General features: G+C 64.7%; 12 protein-coding genes. 9 read left to right on the top strand and 3 right to left on the bottom strand.

Annotation, left to right across the window (positions count from 1 at the left end):
- Positions 1-5: 5 nt before the first annotated feature.
- The 9 genes from xdhB to AC56LG_RS03380 all read left to right on the top strand — a co-directional run bounded on the left by xdhB (position 6) and on the right by AC56LG_RS03380 (position 16,081).
- Complete coding sequence (gene xdhB / locus AC56LG_RS03420; RefSeq protein ID WP_497164723.1) at positions 6-2,345, top strand: xanthine dehydrogenase molybdopterin binding subunit; 2,340 nt, start codon at positions 6-8, stop codon at positions 2,343-2,345.
- A complete protein-coding gene (gene xdhC, locus AC56LG_RS03415) occupies positions 2,345-3,442 on the top strand; it encodes a xanthine dehydrogenase accessory protein XdhC (RefSeq protein WP_497164722.1) in 1,098 nt (365 codons plus the stop codon). The genes xdhB and xdhC overlap by 1 nt, the downstream gene beginning before the upstream one ends.
- Positions 3,442-4,749: a guanine deaminase gene (guaD, locus tag AC56LG_RS03410; RefSeq protein WP_497164721.1), complete on the top strand. Its 1,308-nt coding sequence runs from the start codon at positions 3,442-3,444 to the stop codon at positions 4,747-4,749. The genes xdhC and guaD overlap by 1 nt, the downstream gene beginning before the upstream one ends.
- A gap of 227 nt (positions 4,750-4,976) precedes the next feature.
- Positions 4,977-6,494 carry an adenosine deaminase gene (locus tag AC56LG_RS03405; RefSeq protein ID WP_497164720.1) on the top strand — a complete coding sequence of 506 codons (1,518 nt, stop codon included), beginning with the start codon at positions 4,977-4,979 and terminating at the stop codon, positions 6,492-6,494.
- A gap of 537 nt (positions 6,495-7,031) precedes the next feature.
- Positions 7,032-10,442: a TonB-dependent receptor gene (locus tag AC56LG_RS03400; RefSeq protein WP_497164719.1), complete on the top strand. Its 3,411-nt coding sequence runs from the start codon at positions 7,032-7,034 to the stop codon at positions 10,440-10,442.
- A gap of 172 nt (positions 10,443-10,614) precedes the next feature.
- Positions 10,615-12,318, top strand: coding sequence for a bifunctional metallophosphatase/5'-nucleotidase (locus AC56LG_RS03395; protein WP_497164718.1), 1,704 nt, complete (start codon positions 10,615-10,617; stop codon positions 12,316-12,318).
- Positions 12,319-12,361: 43 nt separating this feature from the next.
- Positions 12,362-13,414 (top strand): S1/P1 nuclease, encoded by a 1,053-nt coding sequence (locus AC56LG_RS03390; RefSeq protein WP_497164717.1) that lies wholly within the window; start codon positions 12,362-12,364, stop codon positions 13,412-13,414.
- A 173-nt stretch (positions 13,415-13,587) separates the two neighbouring features.
- Positions 13,588-14,418: a MipA/OmpV family protein gene (locus AC56LG_RS03385; RefSeq protein ID WP_497164716.1), complete on the top strand. Its 831-nt coding sequence runs from the start codon at positions 13,588-13,590 to the stop codon at positions 14,416-14,418.
- Between the two features lie 289 nt (positions 14,419-14,707).
- A complete protein-coding gene (locus AC56LG_RS03380; protein WP_497164715.1) occupies positions 14,708-16,081 on the top strand; it encodes a hypothetical protein in 1,374 nt (457 codons plus the stop codon).
- Between the two features lie 466 nt (positions 16,082-16,547).
- On the opposite strand, the gene AC56LG_RS03375 is transcribed toward AC56LG_RS03380, so the two are convergent.
- From AC56LG_RS03375 to AC56LG_RS03365, 3 genes are read right to left on the bottom strand one after another with little or no spacing between them, the layout of a single operon-like run.
- Positions 16,548-17,513, bottom strand: coding sequence for an ABC transporter permease (locus AC56LG_RS03375; protein ID WP_497164714.1), 966 nt, complete (start codon positions 17,511-17,513; stop codon positions 16,548-16,550).
- A 2-nt stretch (positions 17,514-17,515) separates the two neighbouring features.
- The gene (locus AC56LG_RS03370) at positions 17,516-18,601 is read right to left on the bottom strand and encodes an ABC transporter permease (protein ID WP_497165013.1); all 1,086 of its coding nucleotides are present in this window, start codon (positions 18,599-18,601) and stop codon (positions 17,516-17,518) included.
- 5 nt (positions 18,602-18,606) lie between these two features.
- The gene (locus AC56LG_RS03365) at positions 18,607-20,136 is read right to left on the bottom strand and encodes an ABC transporter ATP-binding protein (RefSeq protein WP_497164713.1); all 1,530 of its coding nucleotides are present in this window, start codon (positions 20,134-20,136) and stop codon (positions 18,607-18,609) included.
- Between the last annotated feature and the right edge of the window lie 82 nt (positions 20,137-20,218).

The raw sequence follows: 20,218 nt of genomic DNA, 5'->3' as shown, positions 1-20,218 counted from the left end.
ATCACATGAACGACGCAGGCGCACCAGCATTGAAAGCGGCGGCGTGGGCAGCGGTCGGCCGCGCCCGGCCGCACGAATCCGCGACCTTGCACGTGCTCGGCCAGGCCACCTATACCGACGACATCGCCGAAGTGGCGGGCACGCTGCATGCCGCCTTTGGCTTGTCGGGCAAGCCGCACGCCAACATCGTCGCGCTCGATCTCGCGCCCGTACGCGCCGCGCGCGGCGTGGTGGCGGTGCTCACCGTGAAAGACATCCCCGGCACCAACGATTGCGGGCCGATCATCCACGACGATCCAATCCTCGCCGACGGCAAGGTCGAATACGTCGGCCAGCCGCTCTTCATCGTCGTCGCCGACAGCCACGACAACGCGCGCCGCGCCGCGCGCCTGGCGAAGGTCGACTACGAAGAGCTGCCGGCCATCCTCACGCCGCAGGAAGCGCATGCTGCCCAGTCGTATGTCGTGCCGCCGATGCGCCTGGCGCGCGGCGACGCCGCAACCGCCTTCGCGCATGCGCCGCACAAGGTCGCCGGCAAGCTGTACGTCGGCGGCCAGGAACAGTTTTACCTGGAAGGGCAGATTGCCTACGCGATTCCCGGTGAAGACAATGGCATGCTGGTGCAATGCTCGACCCAGCACCCGAGCGAGATGCAGCACGTCGTTGCGCACGCGCTCGGCCTGCATTCGCACCACGTCGTGGTCGAATGCCGGCGCATGGGCGGCGGCTTCGGCGGCAAGGAATCGCAATCGGCACTGTGGGCCGCCGGCGCCGCGATCGCAGCGCACCGGCTGAAGCGGCCAGTCAAACTGCGCGCCGACCGCGACGACGACATGCTCGTCACCGGCAAGCGTCACTGCTTTTATTACGAATACGAAGTCGGCCACGACGAGCAGGGGCGCATCCTGGCCGCGAAAGTCGACATGGTCTCGCGCGCCGGCTTCTCGGCCGACCTGTCCGGCCCGGTCGCCACGCGCGCGGTCTGCCACTACGACAACGCCTATTATTTGTCCGACGTCGACATCCGCGCCGCTTGCGGCAAGACCAATACCCAGTCGAACACCGCCTTCCGCGGCTTCGGCGGCCCGCAAGGCGCGATCGCGATGGAATACGTGCTCGATGAAATCGCGCGCAACCTGAAGGTCGACCCGCTCGACATCCGCAAGCGCAATTTTTACGGCAAAACCGAGCGCAACGTCACGCCCTACGGCCAGGCCGTCGTCGACAACGTCATCCACGAACTGGTGGCCGAGTTGGAGACATCGAGCGAATACCGCGCGCGCCGGGAAGCCATCGATGCGTTCAACGCCGCGAGTCCCGTGCTGAAGAAGGGCCTGGCGCTCACACCGGTCAAATTCGGCATCGCCTTCAACGTCACCCACCTGAACCAGGCCGGCGCACTGGTGCACGTGTATGTCGACGGGTCGATCATGGTCAACCATGGCGGCACCGAGATGGGGCAGGGCATCAACACCAAGGTGATGCAGGTCGTCGCGCACGAACTCGGCGTCGACATGGACCACGTGCGCGCCACCGCCACCAATACCAGCAAGGTCGCGAATACCTCGGCCACGGCGGCATCGACCGGCGCCGACTTGAACGGCAAGGCGGCGCAGGACGCGGCGCGCCAGATCAAGGAACGACTGGCGGCGTTTGCGGCGAAAGAGTACGGCGGCGCTGCGGCGGACGTGCGCTTCGCCGCCGATACCGTGTTCGTCAACGCGATGGAAGTGCCGTTTCCGCACCTGGTGCAAAAGGCCTACCTGGCGCGGGTGCAGCTGTGGTCGGACGGCTTCTATGCGACGCCCGGCCTGTCGTGGGATGCGAAAACCATGAACGGCCGGCCGTTCTCCTACTTTGCTTACGGCGCGGCGACCGCCGAAGTCGTGGTCGATACGCTCACCGGCGAATGGAAACTGCTGCGCGCCGATGCGCTCTACGACGCCGGCAATTCGCTCAATCCCGCCATCGACATCGGCCAGGTCGAAGGCGCCTTCATCCAGGGCATGGGCTGGCTGACCACCGAGGAACTGTGGTGGAACCCGGGGGGCAAGCTGATGACGCATGCGCCGTCGACCTACAAGATTCCGGGTGTGTCGGACTGCCCGCAAGACTTCCGCGTGCGTCTGTTCGAGAACCGGAATGTCGAAGACAGCATCCACCGCTCGAAAGCCGTGGGCGAGCCGCCGCTGTTGCTGCCATTCTCGGTCTTCTTTGCGATTCGCGATGCGGTCTCCGCGGTCGGCGGCCACCAGGTCAATCCGCCCTTGAATGCGCCGGCGACGAGCGAGGCGATTCTCGATGCGATCGCCGCGGTTGAAGCCGCAGTTCAGCAGCGCGCGTGATGGACGATTGGCTCACCGCCGCGCTCAGGGCGCCGGCCGTGCTGGTCACGGTCGCCATCGTCGAAGGCTCCGTGCCGCGCGAGCCGGGGGCGAAGATGCTGGTCACGGCCGGCGGCTTTGCCGGGACGATCGGCGGCGGGCACCTGGAGCACCGCGCGATCGAGATGGCGCGCGCCATGCTGCAGGAGGGCGGGGCGCCGCGGCTGGAGCGCTTTGCGCTGGGGCCGAGCCTGGGGCAGTGCTGCGGCGGGATTGCGCATTTGGCGTTCGAACGCGTCGACCGTGATCAGATGGCATTGCTCGACAAACGCCGCCAGGAAGATACATGGCGAGTCATACCCGTAAGGTGGGCGGCTTCGCCGCCCACGCGTTCAGCCAGCGGTAGCATGGACGCAGAATCGGATGTTCATCCGGACGTTGAACGCGTGGGCGGGAGACCCGCCCACCTTACGTGGGCTCTGTTTGACACTGATGGCATGCATCTGGCCGGTGCTACCGTGCCAGCCTTCGACCGCAGTCTCGGCACCCACGTCTTCACCGACCCCAGCGGCCACCGCTGGCTCGCCGACACCGTCTTCGCCCCGCGCGCCCACCTGATGCTGTTCGGCGCCGGCCACGTCGGCGCGGCCATCGTGCGGGCGCTGGCCGAGCTGCCGTGCCGCGTTACCTGGGTCGACGAGCGCGACGACCTGTTCCCGGCCGAAGTACCCGCCAACGTCACGGTCGAAGCCACCGACATCCCCGAGGCACTGGCCGAACAGGCCGCGCCCGGCACCACCTTCCTGGTGATGACACACAGTCATGCACTTGACCTGCGCCTGTCGAACGCGATACTGTCGCGTCGCAGCCATTCGTGGCCCGGCCAGGATTGGTTCGGCCTGATCGGCTCCGATACCAAGCGCCGCCAGTTCGAACACCGCCTGCGCGAGCGCGGCATCGCCGACGAGCGCATCGACGCCATGGTCTGCCCGATCGGCTTGTCCGGCATTGCCGGCAAGGCGCCGGCCGTGATTGCCGCCTCGGTCGCGGCGCAATTGCTCACCGTCTGGGAGGCCGCGGCCACCAGCCAACTTCAAGCTCCTTCGGAATCCACCTGATGTCCACCGCACCCCATATAGTGCAAGCCTACCGTGCGAGCTTGCTGCATTTTCACGCCGACCCGGCCTTTACCGAGGACGCGTATGCCTGGCACGAGGATGGCCTGCTGATCGTCGAAGATGGCCGTGTCAAGGCCGCCGGCGACTATGCCGCGCTTAGCGCGACGCTGCCGGCCGGCCTGGTGCCGCACGACTACCGCGGCCAGATCATCACGCCTGGCTTCATCGACACCCACCTGCATTATCCGCAGACGGACATGATCGCCTCGCCGGCGCCGGGCCTGCTGCCCTGGCTGGAAACCTATACCTTCCCGACCGAACGCCAGTTCGCCGACCCGGTCCACGCGCGCGCCACCGCCGAATTCTTCCTCGACGAGCTAACCCGCTGCGGCACCACCACGGCCGTGGTCTACTGCACCGTGCACAGGGAATCGGTCGACGCCTTTTTCGAGGCGAGCGAAGCGCGCAACCTGCGCATGGTGGCCGGCAAGGTGCTGATGGACCGGAATTGCCCGGACTTCCTGCGCGATTCAGAGGGCAGCATCGGCGAGAGCGAAGCGCTGATCAACAAGTGGCACAAGCACGCGCGCTCGCTGTACGCGATCACGCCGCGCTTCGCGCCCACCTCCAGCCCGGCCCAGCTTGGCGCGATCGCCGAACTGGCCAAGGCCTATCCGGACACGTTCATCCAGACCCACGTCTCGGAAAACCAGGACGAAGTGAACTGGGTGCGCGAACTGTATCCGGAAGCGCGCAGCTACCTCGGCGTGTACGACGGCTACGGCCTGATGCGCCCGCGCGCGCTGTTCGGCCACTGCATCTGGCTCGACGATGAAGACTTCGCGCGCATGGCGGCGACCGGTTCGGCGGCTTCGGTGTGCCCGACCTCGAACCTGTTCCTCGGCAGCGGCCTGTTCGACTTCGAAAAGGCCGACGGCGCCGGCGCCCTGGTCACGCTCGGCACCGACGTCGGCGCCGGCACGTCGTTCTCGATGCTGCAGACGATGAACGAAGCGTATAAGGTGGCGCGCCTGAAGGGCAGCTACCTGCCGGCGCTGCGCATGTTCTATCTCGCCACCCTGGGCGCGGCGCGCGCGATGGACCTCGAAGGGACGATCGGCAGTTTCGCGGTTGGGGCGGAAGCCGATTTCATTGTGCTCGACCCGACCTCGACGCCGCTGCTGGCGCGGCGCAGTGCGCACTGCAATTCGCTGGAAGAGCAGCTGTTCGCGCTGGCGCTGCTGGGAGACGACCGGGCGATCCGTGCGACATATGCGGCCGGGGTGAAGGTGCACGAGCGCGGCTGATACGGTATCGGGTTTTTGGGTCTGCTGGCGGGCATGCCTGCCCTACGTTACACAACGGCCACCAATTTTTGGCGTTGGTGGCAATGCACCGTAGGGCGGGCATGCCCGCCAAGACTCTGCGCCCCGATATCGTCACGCCCTCCCACTGCATTGCCAATCCGGAACGAAGCCGTTACAGTTGCGCAGCCGCGCCGGCGGCCACGTCAACCCAACACGAAAGTCCTTTCATGCAGAACCTATTGCGCCGCAGCCTGCTGGTCGCCCTGGCTGTCGCCGCCGCGCCAGCCGCCATGGCGAAAGAGCCGGCGACCGCATCGCGCCAGGCCAACGAAGCGGCCACCAGCCGCCATTACGCCGCACTGATCGCCGGCGCCGAGCCCAAGCTGGCCGAGCTGACCATGTTCTTTACGCAGATGCCCAAGGGCGGCGACCTGCACCACCATTACTCCGGTTCGATCTATGTCGAGCAATACCTCGACTTCCTCGACCGCCAGGGCCTGTGCGTCAACAAGCAGACCTACCGCGTCGAAACCGACAAGGCCAAGGTCGCCGCCGAGCGCGCCAAGATGCCCAAGGAGCGCAACTGCCTCAACAGTACCGAAGTCTATGCCGACGACTACACCTGGCGCGAGCTGGTGCAGCGCTGGTCGAACAAGGACTTCGACAACCACGGCGTGATCAACCCGCCGCCGGACCGCCTGTTCTTCCAGACCTTCGGCTACTTCGGCCCGGTCTCGAACGCGAATTTCGCCGAAGGCTTGCAGGAACTGAAAAAGCGCGCGATCGCCGAAAACGTCAGCTATATCGAAACCATGTTCAAGATGGCGCCGGCCATCGCCAACGCCGAGTTCGACGACAAGGCCTGGCAATTGGTCAACGACGACGCCGGGCTGAACGCCGAACTGCAGAAAGCCCTGGAAGGCTTCGAGCGCGATCCGGCCTTCGCCAAATCGGTCGCCGACTTCGTCGCCAGGATCGACCAGGCCGCAGCGGGCATCGACGACGAGCGCTTCACGATGCGCTACCAGACCTACGTGCTGCGTTTGCTGAATCCGTCGCAGGTGTTTTCCTCGATGGTGGCGTCCTTCAAGTCGGCTTCGATGGGCGGCAAGGTGGTTGGCGTGAACATCGTCGGCCAGGAAAGCACGCACGTCTCGATGCGCGACTATGCGCTGCACATGAAGATGTTCGGCTTCCTGAAAAAGGCCTATCCGCAGGTCAAGGTGGCCATGCACGCCGGCGAACTGGGCCTGGGCGAAGTGCCGCCGGAAGGCTTGAAGTTCCACATCGACCAGGCCCTGATGGTGGCCGGGGCCGACCGTATCGGCCACGGCATCGACCTCGCGCACGAAGCAAATGCGCCGGCCATCCTGCGCACCATGCGCGAGAAGGACATCCCGGTCGAAATCAACCTGACCTCGAACGGGTTCATCAGCGGCATCAAGGGCGAGAATCATCCGGTCACCATGTACCGCAAGTACGGCGTGCCGTATGTGATCTCGACCGACGACGCCGGCGTCACGCGCCACACGCTGTCGCAGGAATACGTGCTGTTCGCCAGCCGCTACAAGCCGGACTATGCGGAACTGAAGAAGACCTCGTACAACAGCGTGCGCTATGCCTTCCTGCCGGCCGCCGACAAGACCCGCCTGACGCGCCAGCTCGACGCCCGCTTCGCCGCTTTCGAAGCGACGATCGCGGACCTGGCAAAAACCGTTGTGCCGCCGCGACGCACGACGAAATAATGAGGTTGAAGAACAACGGCAGCGCGGCTGCCGTTGTTACTACTTTGCCACGATTGCACCATGCGCTGCACCATCGTGGACACGGCAAAAGTTAGCGCAAAGCTAACAGATGTGGCGAGGTCGCCACAGAATCCTGCAGCCCAGGTCGGGAATGTCGAAAATATTTATCAAAATATTTCAGTGAAGAATGCCTTCCGTATAATCCCGCCTGTGATTTGCGCGGGGAAATCCCCTTGTAGTACGGCACAAAGCACGGTTTTGGGGCGATTCAGAGGCTGGCGCTATAAATACGGAAGAAAAAACGTATTTGTCCGGTCCATGACACTCATGCATATTCGGTTACTTGATAAATATGCTTGTTGTTATTTCAAGGGCGGTAACGGAGATGACATATTTCCTCCTTACAATCCGCCCGTCTTCACCGATGACCGTTTGTGCCACTGCGGGCTCGCAGCAACCAGGGTTGCAGTACTTGTAAAGAGGGAAGCCGTACCACGGCGTCCACATAACTATTAAGTCTATTTTGGGGTTTTAATAATGATCACTCAACAACAGATCCGGCTGACCAAGCTGGCGCTGGCTTTGTCGATTGCGTTGTCGGCAGCGCCGACCTTCGCGCAGAACACCACCTCGGCCATCGGCGGCCGGGTTTCGGGTGCGGATGGTGCGCCGGCGGCTGGTGCGGCGGTGCAGATCGTCCACACCGAGTCGGGTTCTGTCAGCAACGTCACCACCGACGCCGAAGGCCGTTACATCGCCCGCGGCCTGCGCGTCGGCGGTCCGTACACGATCATTATCACCAAGAACGGCGCCTCGGAAAAACGCGAGAACGTGTTCATCGAGCTGGCGGAGACCGCGTCGATCGACGCGACCCTGGGCCAGCAGATGCAGACCGTGTCCGTGACCACGAACCGCGCCCGCAACGAGATCTTCTCGAACAGCTCGATGGGTTCGGTCACCACGCTGACCCGCGCCGACCTGGAAACCCAGGCATCGATCAACCGCAACCTGCAGGACTTCGCACGCCTCGACCCACGCGTGTCGCAGACCGACAAGGAACGCGGCGAAATGTCGGTGGCCGGCCAGAACTCGCGCTACAACTCGATGACCATCGACGGCGTCGCCATCAACGACACCTTCGGCCTGGAAGCCAACGGCAGCCCGACCTCGCGCCAGCCGATCTCGATGGAAGCCATCCAGTCGGTGCAGGTCAACGTCGCCAACTACGACGTGACCCAGCGCGGCTACACCGGCGCCAACGTCAACGCCGTCACCAAGTCGGGTACCAACGTGTACCACGGCGGCGCCTACTACATCACCCGTAGCGACAAGCTGGTCGGCGACCGTTTCAATGCCACCACCGGCGACTACACCGAAGCCCCGTCGTTCAAGGAAAACACCAAGGGCCTGTGGGTCAGCGGCCCGCTGATCCAGGACAAGCTGTTCTTCTTCGCCCTGGCTGAAAACCACGAAAGCAGCCGCAGCTCGCCGGACTTCGGCGCCATCGGCTCGGGCACCGGCACCACCGTCGGCATCAGCCCGACCCAGATCGCCGCCCTGCAGGACATCGCCAAGAACACCTACAACATCGACCTCGGCAGCACCGAAGTGCCGGCCGGCACCAAGATGAAGTCGGAAGAGCGCATGTTCAAGGTCGACTGGAACATCAACGACGACCACCGCGCCAACTTCCGTTACTCGAAGACCTCGCAGAACGAGCCGATCTTCCCGGGCTTCTCGCAGACCGGCGTGTCGCTGAGCTCGCAGTTCTACAAGCAGGACAAGACCATCGAGACGGCCGTTGCCCAGGTCTTCTCGGACTGGAGCGAGAACTTCTCGACCGAGTTCAAGGCCTCGACCCGCGACTACGATTCGGTGCCGATCAACAACGCGCAACTGCCGACCATGTCGTTCTCGTTCAGCGGCCCGCTGCCGTCGGACGCGCCGAGCGGCACCCGTACCGGCAGCCGTTTCCTGAACACCGGTACCGAAAACAGCCGCCACAACAACGTGCTGGGCACCAAGACCCTCGACCTGTACGCGGGCGGTAACTACAAGTGGGGCGACCACGAGTTCAAGTTCGGCGCCGACTACACCTCGAACGAGGTCTACAACGCCTTCCTGCAGAACATCTACGGTAACTACACGTTCCAATGCGATAATAACTTCACGTACACCTTCGGTACGATCAACTGCGCGAACGCCAATGCCGCCCAGATCAACGCCGCGATCTACGAGAACTTCCGTCGCGGCCGTCCATCGTCGTACACCGTGCAGCTGCCGGCCGTCGGTGGTTCGCTGAGCAACGCGATCGCCCAGTTCGAGATGAAGAGCACCGGTCTGTTCCTGCAGGATAACTGGAGCGTCAACAAGAACCTGACCGTCAGCGCCGGCGTGCGCGTCGACATGACCGACGTCGAAGGCCGTCCGCTGCAGAACGCCGCCGTGGCCGCAGCGACCGTCAACGGCGCCGGCCAGTTCGGCCGCCAGACCGGTGGTTACGGCCTGGACAACCAGCAGACCTTCGACGGCGACAAGCTGTGGCAGCCACGCGTCGGCTTCAACTACAAGTTCGATTCGGCACGTCCGATGCAATTGCGCGGTGGCGCCGGCCTGTTCCAGGGCGCCGCGGCAACCGTCTGGATGTCGAACCCGTTCTCGAACCCGGGCGTCGCTACCCGCATCATCACCTGCTCGGGCTCGGGCGCAACCCGTTGCCCAACCACCGACGGCACCTTCACGCCTGACGTGACCGCGCAGCGTACCGTTGCCGGCGCCACCCCGGCCGCCAACGTCGACATCCTGTCGCCGGACCTGAAGCAGCCGTCGATCTGGAAAGCCAACCTGGCATTCGAGCACGAACTGCCATGGTACGGCCTGGTGTTCGGCGCCGAACTGCTGGCGACCCAGAACAAGAACGCGATCTTCTACCAGAACCTGAACGTCGGCGCGGCGACCGCGACCGGTACCGATGGCCGCGCACTGTACTACAACGCGAACGGCCTGTCGGCAGGCTGCTATGGGTTTAGCAACAACTCGGTGACGACCCCGACCAATTGCCAGAACACCGCCAAGGCGCGTTCGAACCTGAGCTACGGCAACGTGCTGCTGGCCAAGGGCACCGACAAGGGCGACGCCCAGCTGGTGACCGTCTCCCTGACGAGCCCGACCCGCCAGGGCTTCGGCTGGTCGGTGGCCTACACCCACACCAACGCGACCGAAGTCTCGCCGCTGACCTCGTCGACCTCGAACTCGAACTGGTCGGGCCGTTCGGTCTTCAACCCGAACGAAGAAGTCGCCGCGAACTCGTCGTACCTGGTGAAAGACCGTATCAATGCGCGTCTGTCGTGGGAAAAGCGTTTCTTCGGTAACTACCGCACCCGTCTCGGCGTCTTCTATGAAGGCCGTGAAGGCAAGCCGTACAGCTGGACGGTCAACAACGACCTGAACGGTGACGGCCTGGCAGGCAACGACCTGATGTACATCCCGTCGGGTCCGGGTTCGGGTGAAGTCGCCTTCTACGGCACGACCGCCGCAGCACGCGCAACTGCCGAAGCGCGCTTCTGGGACATCGTCAACAGTAACAAGGTCCTGAGCAAAGCCAAGGGCGGCGTGGTCGAGCGTAACAGCGACTTCTCGCCATGGACCAACAGCTTCGACGTGAAGATCACCCAGGAAATCCCTGGCTTCGCCGCCAAGCACAAGGCCAGCTTCTCGCTCGACATCCTGAACTTCGGCAACCTGCTGAACAAGAAGTGGGGCCGTATCGAAGAAGTGGGCTTCCAGTCCGCCGGCGCGCAGGCACGCAGCTTCGTCGACTACGTCGGCCTGGATGCACAGGGCCGTTACACGTACGCAGTGCGTGACAACGTCGAAGACCTGAACGTGCGCCAAGCCAAGGGCGAATCGCAGTGGGCCGTCCAGGCAACCCTCAAGTACGAGTTCTAATACTTGATCCGATGCCTGTAAGGTGATGAACGGCCGGTGGCGACACCGGCCGTTTTTTTATGGTGGGGCAGGGCGCGACGGGATTGTAAAGATAGTCGCGCTCTGGCCTACGTGCAATAATTCCGTCTGCCCACGCGGGGCCTCTCCCGCCTTCAATCTGTAAAGGTAAGTCATGTCCGTTTTCCCGCGCGCGCGCGCCGGTTTGTCCCTGCTGGCGCTGGCCCTGCTCGCCGCCGGCTGCACCACGGTTCCGCAAGGTCCCATCACCTTGAACCTGGTCGCCATCAACGATTTCCACGGCAACCTCGAGCCGAGCAAGTACACCTACACCAGCGCCGCCACCGGCAAAAGCACAACCCTGCGCGCCGGCGGCATCGAAGCCCTGAGCGGCGCGCTGGCGGCCTGGCGCAAAGAGGATAAAGACCTGCTGTTCATCGGCGCGGGCGACCTGATCGGCGCCAGCCCGGCGCTGTCCTCGATGTGGGCCGACGAGCCGAGCATCGAGGCGATGAACCTGCTCGGCCTGCGCCTGTCGTCGGTAGGCAACCATGAATTCGACCAGGGCCGCAAGGAATTGCTGCGCCAGCAAGCCGGTGGTTGCGATTCGCCGCGTCCGGCCAAGGCCTGCCGCCTGAGCCCGAACTACCGCGGCGCGCAGTTCACTTATCTCGCCGCGAACGTGCTCGACAGCAGCACCGGCAAGCCCTTCATGCCCGGCTACCGGATTGAGGACGTCAAGGGCGTCAAAGTCGGCGTGGTCGGCGCCGTGCTGCAGGGCACCGCTTCGGTCGCGGTCGCCTCGGCGATTGCCGGCCTCGACTTCATCGACGAAGCCGACGCCATCAACAAGTCGCTGACGCAGATGCGCGCCGATGGCGCCAAGGTCTTCATCGCCCTGATTCATGAAGGAGGCCGCACCGACGAGTCGCCCGACCAGCCCGGCTGCAAGGGGCTGACCGGCGGCGTGGTCGACATCGTCAAGCGCCTCGATCCGGCGATCCGCCTGGTCATTACCGGCCACTCGCACCAGGGTTACCTGTGCACGGTCGATGGCCGTGTCGTGACCCAGGCCGATGCGGCCGGGCACCTGCTGTCGCGCATTGCGCTGAAGGTCGATCCTGCCAGCGGCGCGATCGCCGATATCGACGTCAAGAACGTCGTGATGAATCCCGAACTGTTCCCGGCCGACCCGAAGGTGTCCGCCTATCTCGCCAGCGTGAAGGAACGCAGCCGCGCGGCGCTGGCGCGTCCGCTCGGCAAACTCGGCACGGCGACCGTGGCGCGCAAGGCCAGCGATGCCGGCGAGTCCCCGCTGGGCAACCTGATCGCCGACGCCGTGCTGGCGGCCACCCGCACCCATGGCGCCCAGATCGGCTTCATGAACAATGGCGGCATCCGCAAGGACCTGGAAACCTCGGATGCCGCGCTGACCACCAATTTCGGTCACGCCCAGGCGGTGCTGCCGTTCGGGAATACGCTGGTGGTGCTGGACCTGAGCGGCGCGCAGTTGAAGCGCTTGCTGGAACAGCAGTGGCAGCGTCCGAGCGCGTCCGGCGCCACGGTACTGCAAGTGTCGCAAGGCCTCACGTATACCTGGGACGCGGCGCGTCCGCTCGGCCAGCGCCTGGTGCCGGGCAGCCTGAAGTTCAATGGCGTGCCGGTCGACGATGCCAAAACCTACCGCGTGGTGGCCAACAATTTCCTGGCCGAAGGCGGAGACAATTTCCCGGAATTTGCCAAGGGCATCAACCGCGTCGATACGCAGATCGTCGACCTCGACGCGCTGAGCGACTACATCGCCAAAAATCCTGGGGCAGGCGGCGCGGCTGCCGGCATGGCCCCGACGGTGCGCATCGACAAAGTGCGCGCTCAGTAACCAATACCGCAATAATGCAGTAACGCTCTACAACGGAGAATCCATGAAGAAATTAGCCTGTGTCCTCGCGCTTGCCGGCGCCTTCGCTTCGAACGCTGCCCTGGCCTGGGGCGGCGACGGCCACCGCGCGGTCGGCGCCATCGCCGATAAACTGCTCAAGGGCACGAATGCGCAAAAGCAGATCGCCGCCTTGCTGCTGCCGGGCGAGACGCTCGAATCGATCGCCAACTGGCCGGATTGCGTGAAGGGCACCTATTGCGGCCCGCAATCGCCGGAAATGGTCGAGTACACCACCGCCAATCCGAAGCACAGCGAATACCACTACACCGACGTGCCGTTCCAGCTCGAGCATTACCATGACCATGGCGTCGGCACCAGCGAGGTCGACATCGTGCAAACCCTGAAGCAGGCCATCGCCGTGCTGCAAGGTAAGACCGATCCGGCCCTGAACCCGCACAAGTTCACCAAGCGCCAGGCGCTGATCCTGCTGACCCACATGACCGGCGACATCCACCAGCCGCTGCACGTGGGCGCGGCGTTTGTCAGCAAGGATGGCAGGTTCGTGGTGCCGAAGACCCATGCCGAAGTCGACGAAGCCGCGATCTTCGATTCGCGCGGCGGCAACAACCTGCTGCTGGACGACGAAAAGCTGACCCAGCTGAGCGCCAACCTGATCCCGCCGGGCGAGCCGAAGCCGATCCGCGAAGGCGTGCCCAAGTCGCTCACTAAGCCGTTCCACTCGTACTGGGACAGCACCACGGTCGACTACGCCTTCCGCCGCGTGCAAACCAAAACCCCGGGCCAGTTCGCCCAGTTTGCCATCGACAGCAAGCCGGCCATCAAGGCCAACAGCGGCGACCCGGTCACCTGGCCGTACCAGTGGGCAGACGACGCGCTGGTGGTGTCGAAATTCGCCTATGCCGACGTGGTGCCGGGCAAGATCACGCCGCAGACCAGCAAGAAGGGCGACACCTATTACACCTTCGCGCTGGAAGTGCCGGCCAACTACCCGGTGCCGAGCTCGCAGATCGCCAAGGAGCAATTGATCAAGGGCGGTTACAAACTGGCTGAAGTGTTGAAGGCGATTTACGGCTAATACTGTTACGCTGGATCGAACGGGGCCGCAGCGGATCGCTGCCGGCCCCGTTTTTTGTCCAGAGCCGTTGTGCTGCCCGGGATGGCATATTCACCATAAAGTACGGCCGGGCTGTCCCGGCGGACGCTAAAATGGCGGTTTCGGCGCGCCGCGCCCTTACTTCCGGATACCGCATGAACCGTTCCCTTCTTGCCGGCGCAGTCCTTGCCTGCTTCGCCGCCACCGCCCACGCCCAGGTCTCGGGCGCACCCGCCCAGCCGCTCTGGGAAATCGGCCTGGCCGGCGGCGTCGTCAGCACGCCTTCGTATCCGGGCGCCGACGACCGCGAGACGCGCGGCCTGGCGCTGCCGACCATCATGTATCGCGGCAAGATCTTCCGCGCCGACCAGGGTGGCATCGGCGCGCGCCTGTTCAAGAGCGACACCGCCGAACTCGACGTCGGCCTGGCCGCGTCGCTGCCGGCGCGCTCGGACGACGTCGCCGCCCGTGCCGGCATGCCCAACCTGGGCGCACTGGCCGAATTCGGCCCGCGCCTGAAGGTGCGTCTGGCACGCTTCGATGCGCAAAGCGGCCTGCGCGCCGACCTGCCGCTGCGCGCGGTGATGGAAGTGCGCGGCGGCGTGCGCCACCAGGGCTATACGTTCGAACCGCGCCTGGTCTACGAACGGCGCAGCCTCGACGGCAAATGGGTGTTCGACACCCAGCTGTCCGCGGTGGTCGGCGACGCCAAGATCAACCGTTATTTCTATGAAGTGCGTCCCGAATACGCCACCGCGTCGCGCGCCGCCTACAGCGCCGACGCCGGCCTGATCCTGGTCCGCGCCGGCGTGTTCGCAGCGCGTTCGATCAACCCCGACCTGCGCGCCTACGCCTTCCTGCGCGCCGAGAACTACGGCGCCGGCGCCAACAAGGACAGCCCGCTGCACCTGCGCGACAACGGCGTCTCGGCCGGCTTCGGCCTGTCGTGGACTTTCAAACGCTCGGCGCGCCTGGCAAGCGATTAACCACGGACCATGTAGAGGTTGTGAAAAAATTGTCAGGGCAAGGGATACGGCCGCCCGGCGCCGAGTCGAAGACAGTACGAGGGTACGGCGAGACGAGGCAACGCAGCCATGGCGATTTTTTCACAACCTCGTAGGGTGGGCACTTGTGCCCACCCGGTCGAACTCATGCGTGTCGAAATGCATCCCGTAGGCCGCATACGCTGACTTCTCGCAGGATCTTGTTCCTGCGCAAGCCACCCTGATCGCCACACGGAAGAATGGTTGTCTTACGTCCTTCCCAGGAGCGATCATGCGCCTCCGCACCCTCTATCTCTGCTACTGCCTGTCCGTGGTCGGCCTGCTCCTCGCGCTGCCCGCCGCGGCCGCTACCCCCGACCCCTGGCTCGACCACAACGGCCACCTTCCCGCGCGCGCCGACCATGCCGGCCCGCTCTTCAAGCTCAGCCACGACTACCCGGCCGGCTTGCCGGCACCCGCCATGCCCTGGCGCAGCGCCATCGGCAACCTGCCGATCAACAGCGCGAACGCCGCCGCCTACACCCAATCCCTGAAAGACCATGTGGCGCGCGACATGGTGGCGCTGCTGGCCGGCGACGCCGACTGGGATGCCGGCCGGCGCGGCTGGTACAACGATCCCTGGCTGGGCTTGCAGCGCGAAGCGATCAAGGGCATGCTGGTCGGCGGCGAACGGATCGACGACAGCCTGTTCCCGAAGAGCGGCCTGAGCAAGCCCTTCACGACCTATGTGATCACCTATTACAACCGCATCGGGGCGCAAACGCTGGGCGCCATCTGGCGCGATCCGCATGCGCCGCAACTGGGTGCGAACGCCACCCAGTATGCCGAAGGCTCGGTGACCATCAAGCTCGCCTTCGTCACCGCCGGTCCGGCCGAATGGCCCGCCATGCGTGGCGCCCTGAGCTGGCCGATGATGATGACAGCCAACGCCACCACTGGCCAGTTCGACCGGCCGACGCTGGGCAGGGGTTACCTGATGCAGGTCGACATCGTGGTCAAGGACACGCAATCGGCGCCGCAGACCGGCTGGGTGTTCACGACCCTGGTCTACGACCGCGCGACGCGCCCGGGCAGCCGCGGCATCTGGGACCAGATGGTGCCGCTGGGCGCGCAATGGGGCAATGACCCGCGCGTGGACAGCGCCGCCAACCCGCGCGCGCCTCTGCAGGAAACCTGGATCAACCCGAACGCGCCGCTGTACGCCACCGAGACGCTCGGCTGGGGAGGGCGCCTGTCGGGACCGAACGACCATGGCGTGAACGATATCTCGGTCGTCACGCAAGGCCGCCGTAGCCTGGTACGGCGCGCGCCGAATTCGTCCTGCCTCAGCTGCCATGGCGCTTCGCAATGGAACGCGGCCAATCCGGCGAAAGGGATGGCGTCGTTCCTGATGCCGCTGACGCCGCCCGAGCCAGGCGGCGCACCGAATGCCGGCGCTCCCTACCTGAACTCGCCCGCACCGGGTTCCGCCGCCTGGCTGCGCTGGTTCCAGAACCGCCGTGGTGACGAGCCGATGGACACCGGCAGCGTCGCCGGCGACTACGACCTGGCGCTGACCTTCCGCGTGCTGCCGGCCTGGCACCAGGCCAGGAGCGGCAAGAAGCACGTGCTGCAAAAGCTCGACGCCGGCGGGACTACGCTGTAGCGCGAGTAATTGGCGCACACGCCAACGCATGCAGCAGGCCGTAGGGTGGGCGGCTCCACCCGGCACGATGAACGGACACGCCGCATGCGCCGCCCACGCGTTCAACGGTCGTATGCGTTGTCGCGAGGTTTCCAGGGCCGGTTGAACGCGTGGGCGGCGCCGGCGTCGTCGATGTTCACGCCACCAGGTATAGCCGCCCACCCTACGGGTATGCAGCAGGACGTAAGGTGGGCGGCTCCACCGACACGATGCGCAGACACACCGGATGCGCCGCCCACGCGTTCAACGGTCATATGCGTTTACGCGACGTTTCCGGGCTGGTTGAACGCGTGGGCGGCGCATGCGTTACCGATGATCGGGCACCCGGGTGGAGCCGTCCACCCTACGGGTATACCAGACGAGGTCGGACATTCAAACAAAAAAAAGGACGGCCCGCAGGCCGCCCTCGATCATCACCGAACGCGAATCAACGCGATTTGACGAACGGCTTGCCCACCGCCTTCGGCGCCACCGACTTTGCCATCAACCCGGCCAGCACGATCACGGTCACGACGTACGGAATCATCTGGATCAGCGAGCCCGGGATGCGGCCCACGACCGGCAGGTCGACGCCTTCGATCTGGATCTGTACGGCCGAGAAGAAGCCGAACATCAGGCAGCCGAGCACGGTCTGCACCGGGCGCCAGTTGCCGAACACCAGGGCGGTCAGGGCCAGGTAGCCGGCGCCGGCCGACATGTCGCGCAAGAAGAAGCCGCTCTGGACGATCGACAGGTAGGCGCCCGAGAACGAGCACAGCACGCCGGCGACCAGCATCGCCAGGTAGCGCGTGCGTTCGACCGAGACGCCGGCGGCGTCGGCCGCGTGCGGATTCTCGCCGCAGGCGCGCAGGCGCAGGCCGAAGCGGCTGTGGTAGACCACCCAGTGCACCAGCGGCAGCAGCAGGAAGGCCAGGTAGACCAGCGGCGAATGGCCGCCGAGCAGGCTGTTCCAGATCCAGCCCAGCACCGGCACGCCGGCCAAGGCTTCCGCGCCCGGCAGCACCACGTTCGACAGGCGCGCCGCGCCCAGGTCGGGCGTGCGGCCGCCCTGCTGGAAGATGTACTGGGCGACGACGAAAGTCAGGCCGCTCATGGCGATGTTGATCGCGATGCCGGCCACCAGCTGGTTGCCTTTCTGGGTGATCGACACGAATGCCTGCACCATGGCCAGGGCCACCGAGACGGCGATGCCGGCGGCAATGCCGGCCCACGGGTTTTGCGTCGTGTAGCCGACTGCTGCCGAGACAAAGGCCGAGGCGAGGATCTTGCCCTCGAGGCCGATGTCGACGACGCCGCTGCGTTCGGCGAACAGGCCGGCCAGCGCGGCGAACATCAGCACCGGCGCGTTACGAATCGTCGAGACGACGATATTGGCGATATCAAAGCCTTCCATGTTTATCCCTTGCGTGTTGCGTTGATCAGTTTCAGGACTGCCGGGGCGTAGAAATTCTCCATCGCGCCGCAGAACAGGATGATCAGGCCCTGGATGAAGACGAAGGTCTCGACCGGGATGTTCGGTTTTTCCAGCGACAGATCGAAACCGCCCTGGATAAGCGCGCCGAACAGCACCGACGACAGGAAGATGCCGACCGGATGCTGGCGCCCCATCAGGGCAATGGCGATGCCGACGAAACCGGCGCCGGCCGGGAAGTTCAGGCTCAGGTAGTGGGTCGAGCCCATGATCGAATTCACCGCGGCGAGGCCGGCGAGGGCGCCCGAGATCAGCATCGCGACGATGATCATGCGGCTGATGCGCACGCCGGCGTAATGGGCCGCGTGCTGGTTCAAGCCGGTGGCGCGCAGCTGGTAACCCCAGCTCGAGCGCGAGACCATCACGCCGTAAATCACTAGCGCCACGATCGCGATCGGGAAGCCGATGTTCAGCGGCGTGTCGCCGAAGACCGGGAACCAGGTGTTCAGGGTCGGCAGCGCGGCCGCTTCCGAGAACACGCGGCTGGCCGGATTCTGCTCGCCTTCGGGAATCAGGTATTTGACGATGATGAAGTTCATCAGGCTGGCGGCAATGAAGTTGAACATGATGGTCGTGACCACCACGTGGCTGCCGCGCTTGGCCTGCAGGTAGCCCGGCAGGAAGGCCCAGAGGGCGCCGAAGATCGCGCTGCCGAGCATCGCCAGCGGGATCAGGAGCCAGGGCGACAGCGTCGCATCGAAACTCAGCACGGCCAGGGTCAGGCCCAGGCCGCCGAAATACATCTGGCCTTCGGCGCCGATGTTGAACAGGCCCGCCTTCATGGCGATCGATACCGCCAGACCGGTGAAGATGAAGGTGCTGGCGTAGAACAGGGTGTAGGCCAGGCCTTCCGGATTGATGACGGCCGAGTCGATCAGGATCTTCATCGATTCGACCGGGCTCTCGCCGAGCAGGTGGATGACCAGCGCGGCGACGAGCAGCGCCGACAGCAAATTCAACAGCGGCAGGACGATCCCTGTCGCCCAGCGTGGCAGTTCGGTGGTTTTCATCTGTTTCATGACTTGTGCATCCCGCCCATCAGGAGGCCGATGCGGGTGGTGTCGAATTCGTCGATATTGAGTTCGCCGGTGACGCGGCCACCCGACATGACGACGATGCGGTCGGCCAGGGCGCGCACTTCTTCCAGCTCCACCGACACCAGCAGGATCGCCACGCCTTCGTCGCGCAGGCGCAGCAGCTGGGTGTGGATCGATTCGATGGTGCCGATGTCGACGCCGCGGGTCGGCTGGCCGACCAGCATCAGTTTTGGCTGGGCCGACACTTCGCGCGCGATCACGACCTTTTGCTGGTTGCCGCCCGAGAGCAGGCCGATGCGCAGGTCCGGATTATTCGGGCGCACGTCGAAGGCTTGCAGCAGGTGCGCGCAGCGCTTGGTGATCTTGTCGAAGTCGAACAGGCCCCAGCGGTTTTTCACGCGTTCCTGGTAGCCGAACACGGTGTTCTGCATCACCGAGAAATCCTTGATGACGCCATCGCGCAGGCGGTCTTCCGGTACGTGGCCGATGCCGAGGTTGCGGAAGGTGGCGGGCAGGCCGTCGGCATTCGTGCGGCGGCCAAAGGGCAGGGCCTTGCCTTCCAGCTCGACCTGGCCGGAGGTCGGCAGGCGCATGCCGGCCAGGATTTCCATCAGTTCGCTCTGGCCGTTGCCCGAGACGCCGGCGATGGCGACGATCTCGCCGGCACGCACGTTCAGGTCGATGTCGGCCAGCAGCTGGACGCCATTGGCATCTTTCAGCTGCAGGTTTTTCACGTTCAGCACCGGCGCACCGGGATTGAATGGTTTGCGCGGCAGGTTGCCTTCGATCGGACGGCCGACCATCATGTTGGCCAGCTGCTCCTTCGAAGTTGCGGCGGTGGCGACCGCGCCCGACACGCGGCCGGCGCGCAGCACCGTTACCTGGTCGGTGATGTCCATGATCTCCTGCAGCTTGTGGGTGATCAGGATGATGGTCTTGCCTTGCTCCTTGAACAGGCGCAGGATTTCGAACAGCGAAGCCGTTTCCTGGGCCGTCAGCACGGCGGTCGGCTCGTCCAGGATGAGGATGTTGGCGCTGCGGTAGATCTGTTTCAGGATCTCGACGCGCTGCTGGGCGCCCACGGACAGATCGTGGATGGTCGCGAGCGGATCGACGTCGAGGCGGTAACGGCTGCAGATCTCGCGCAGCTTCGCTTCGACTTCGGCGCGCTTGGTGGCGAGCTTGAAGCCGCCTTCGGCGCCGAGCATCACGTTATCGAGCACGGTCATGTTCTCGACCAGCATGAAGTGCTGGTGCACCATGCCGATGCCGAGGTCGATGGCTTCCTGGCTGGTGCGGATCAAGCGCGCCTGGCCGTCGATTAACAGCTGGCCACTGTCGGCATGATAGTAGCCGTACAGGATGCTCATCAGGGTGGATTTGCCGGCGCCGTTTTCTCCGATGACGCCGTGGATGGAACCCTTGACGATCGTGAAGCTGACGTCAGCGTTCGCTTGCACCGGCCCGAAGGCCTTGCTTATGTTGCGAAATTCTACGGCTGGCTGCATAGCGATAGTAGTGAAAAGTAAATGCTTGTATTCAAAAGCGCGCCGGACCGGAAACCCGGTGCGGCGCGCCTCTTGTAAAACC

The organism is Telluria sp. ZB2R32, assembly GCF_059685715.1.
The sequence above is the reverse complement of the archived record's forward strand: the minus strand, read 5'-3'. Positions and strand labels throughout refer to the sequence as shown.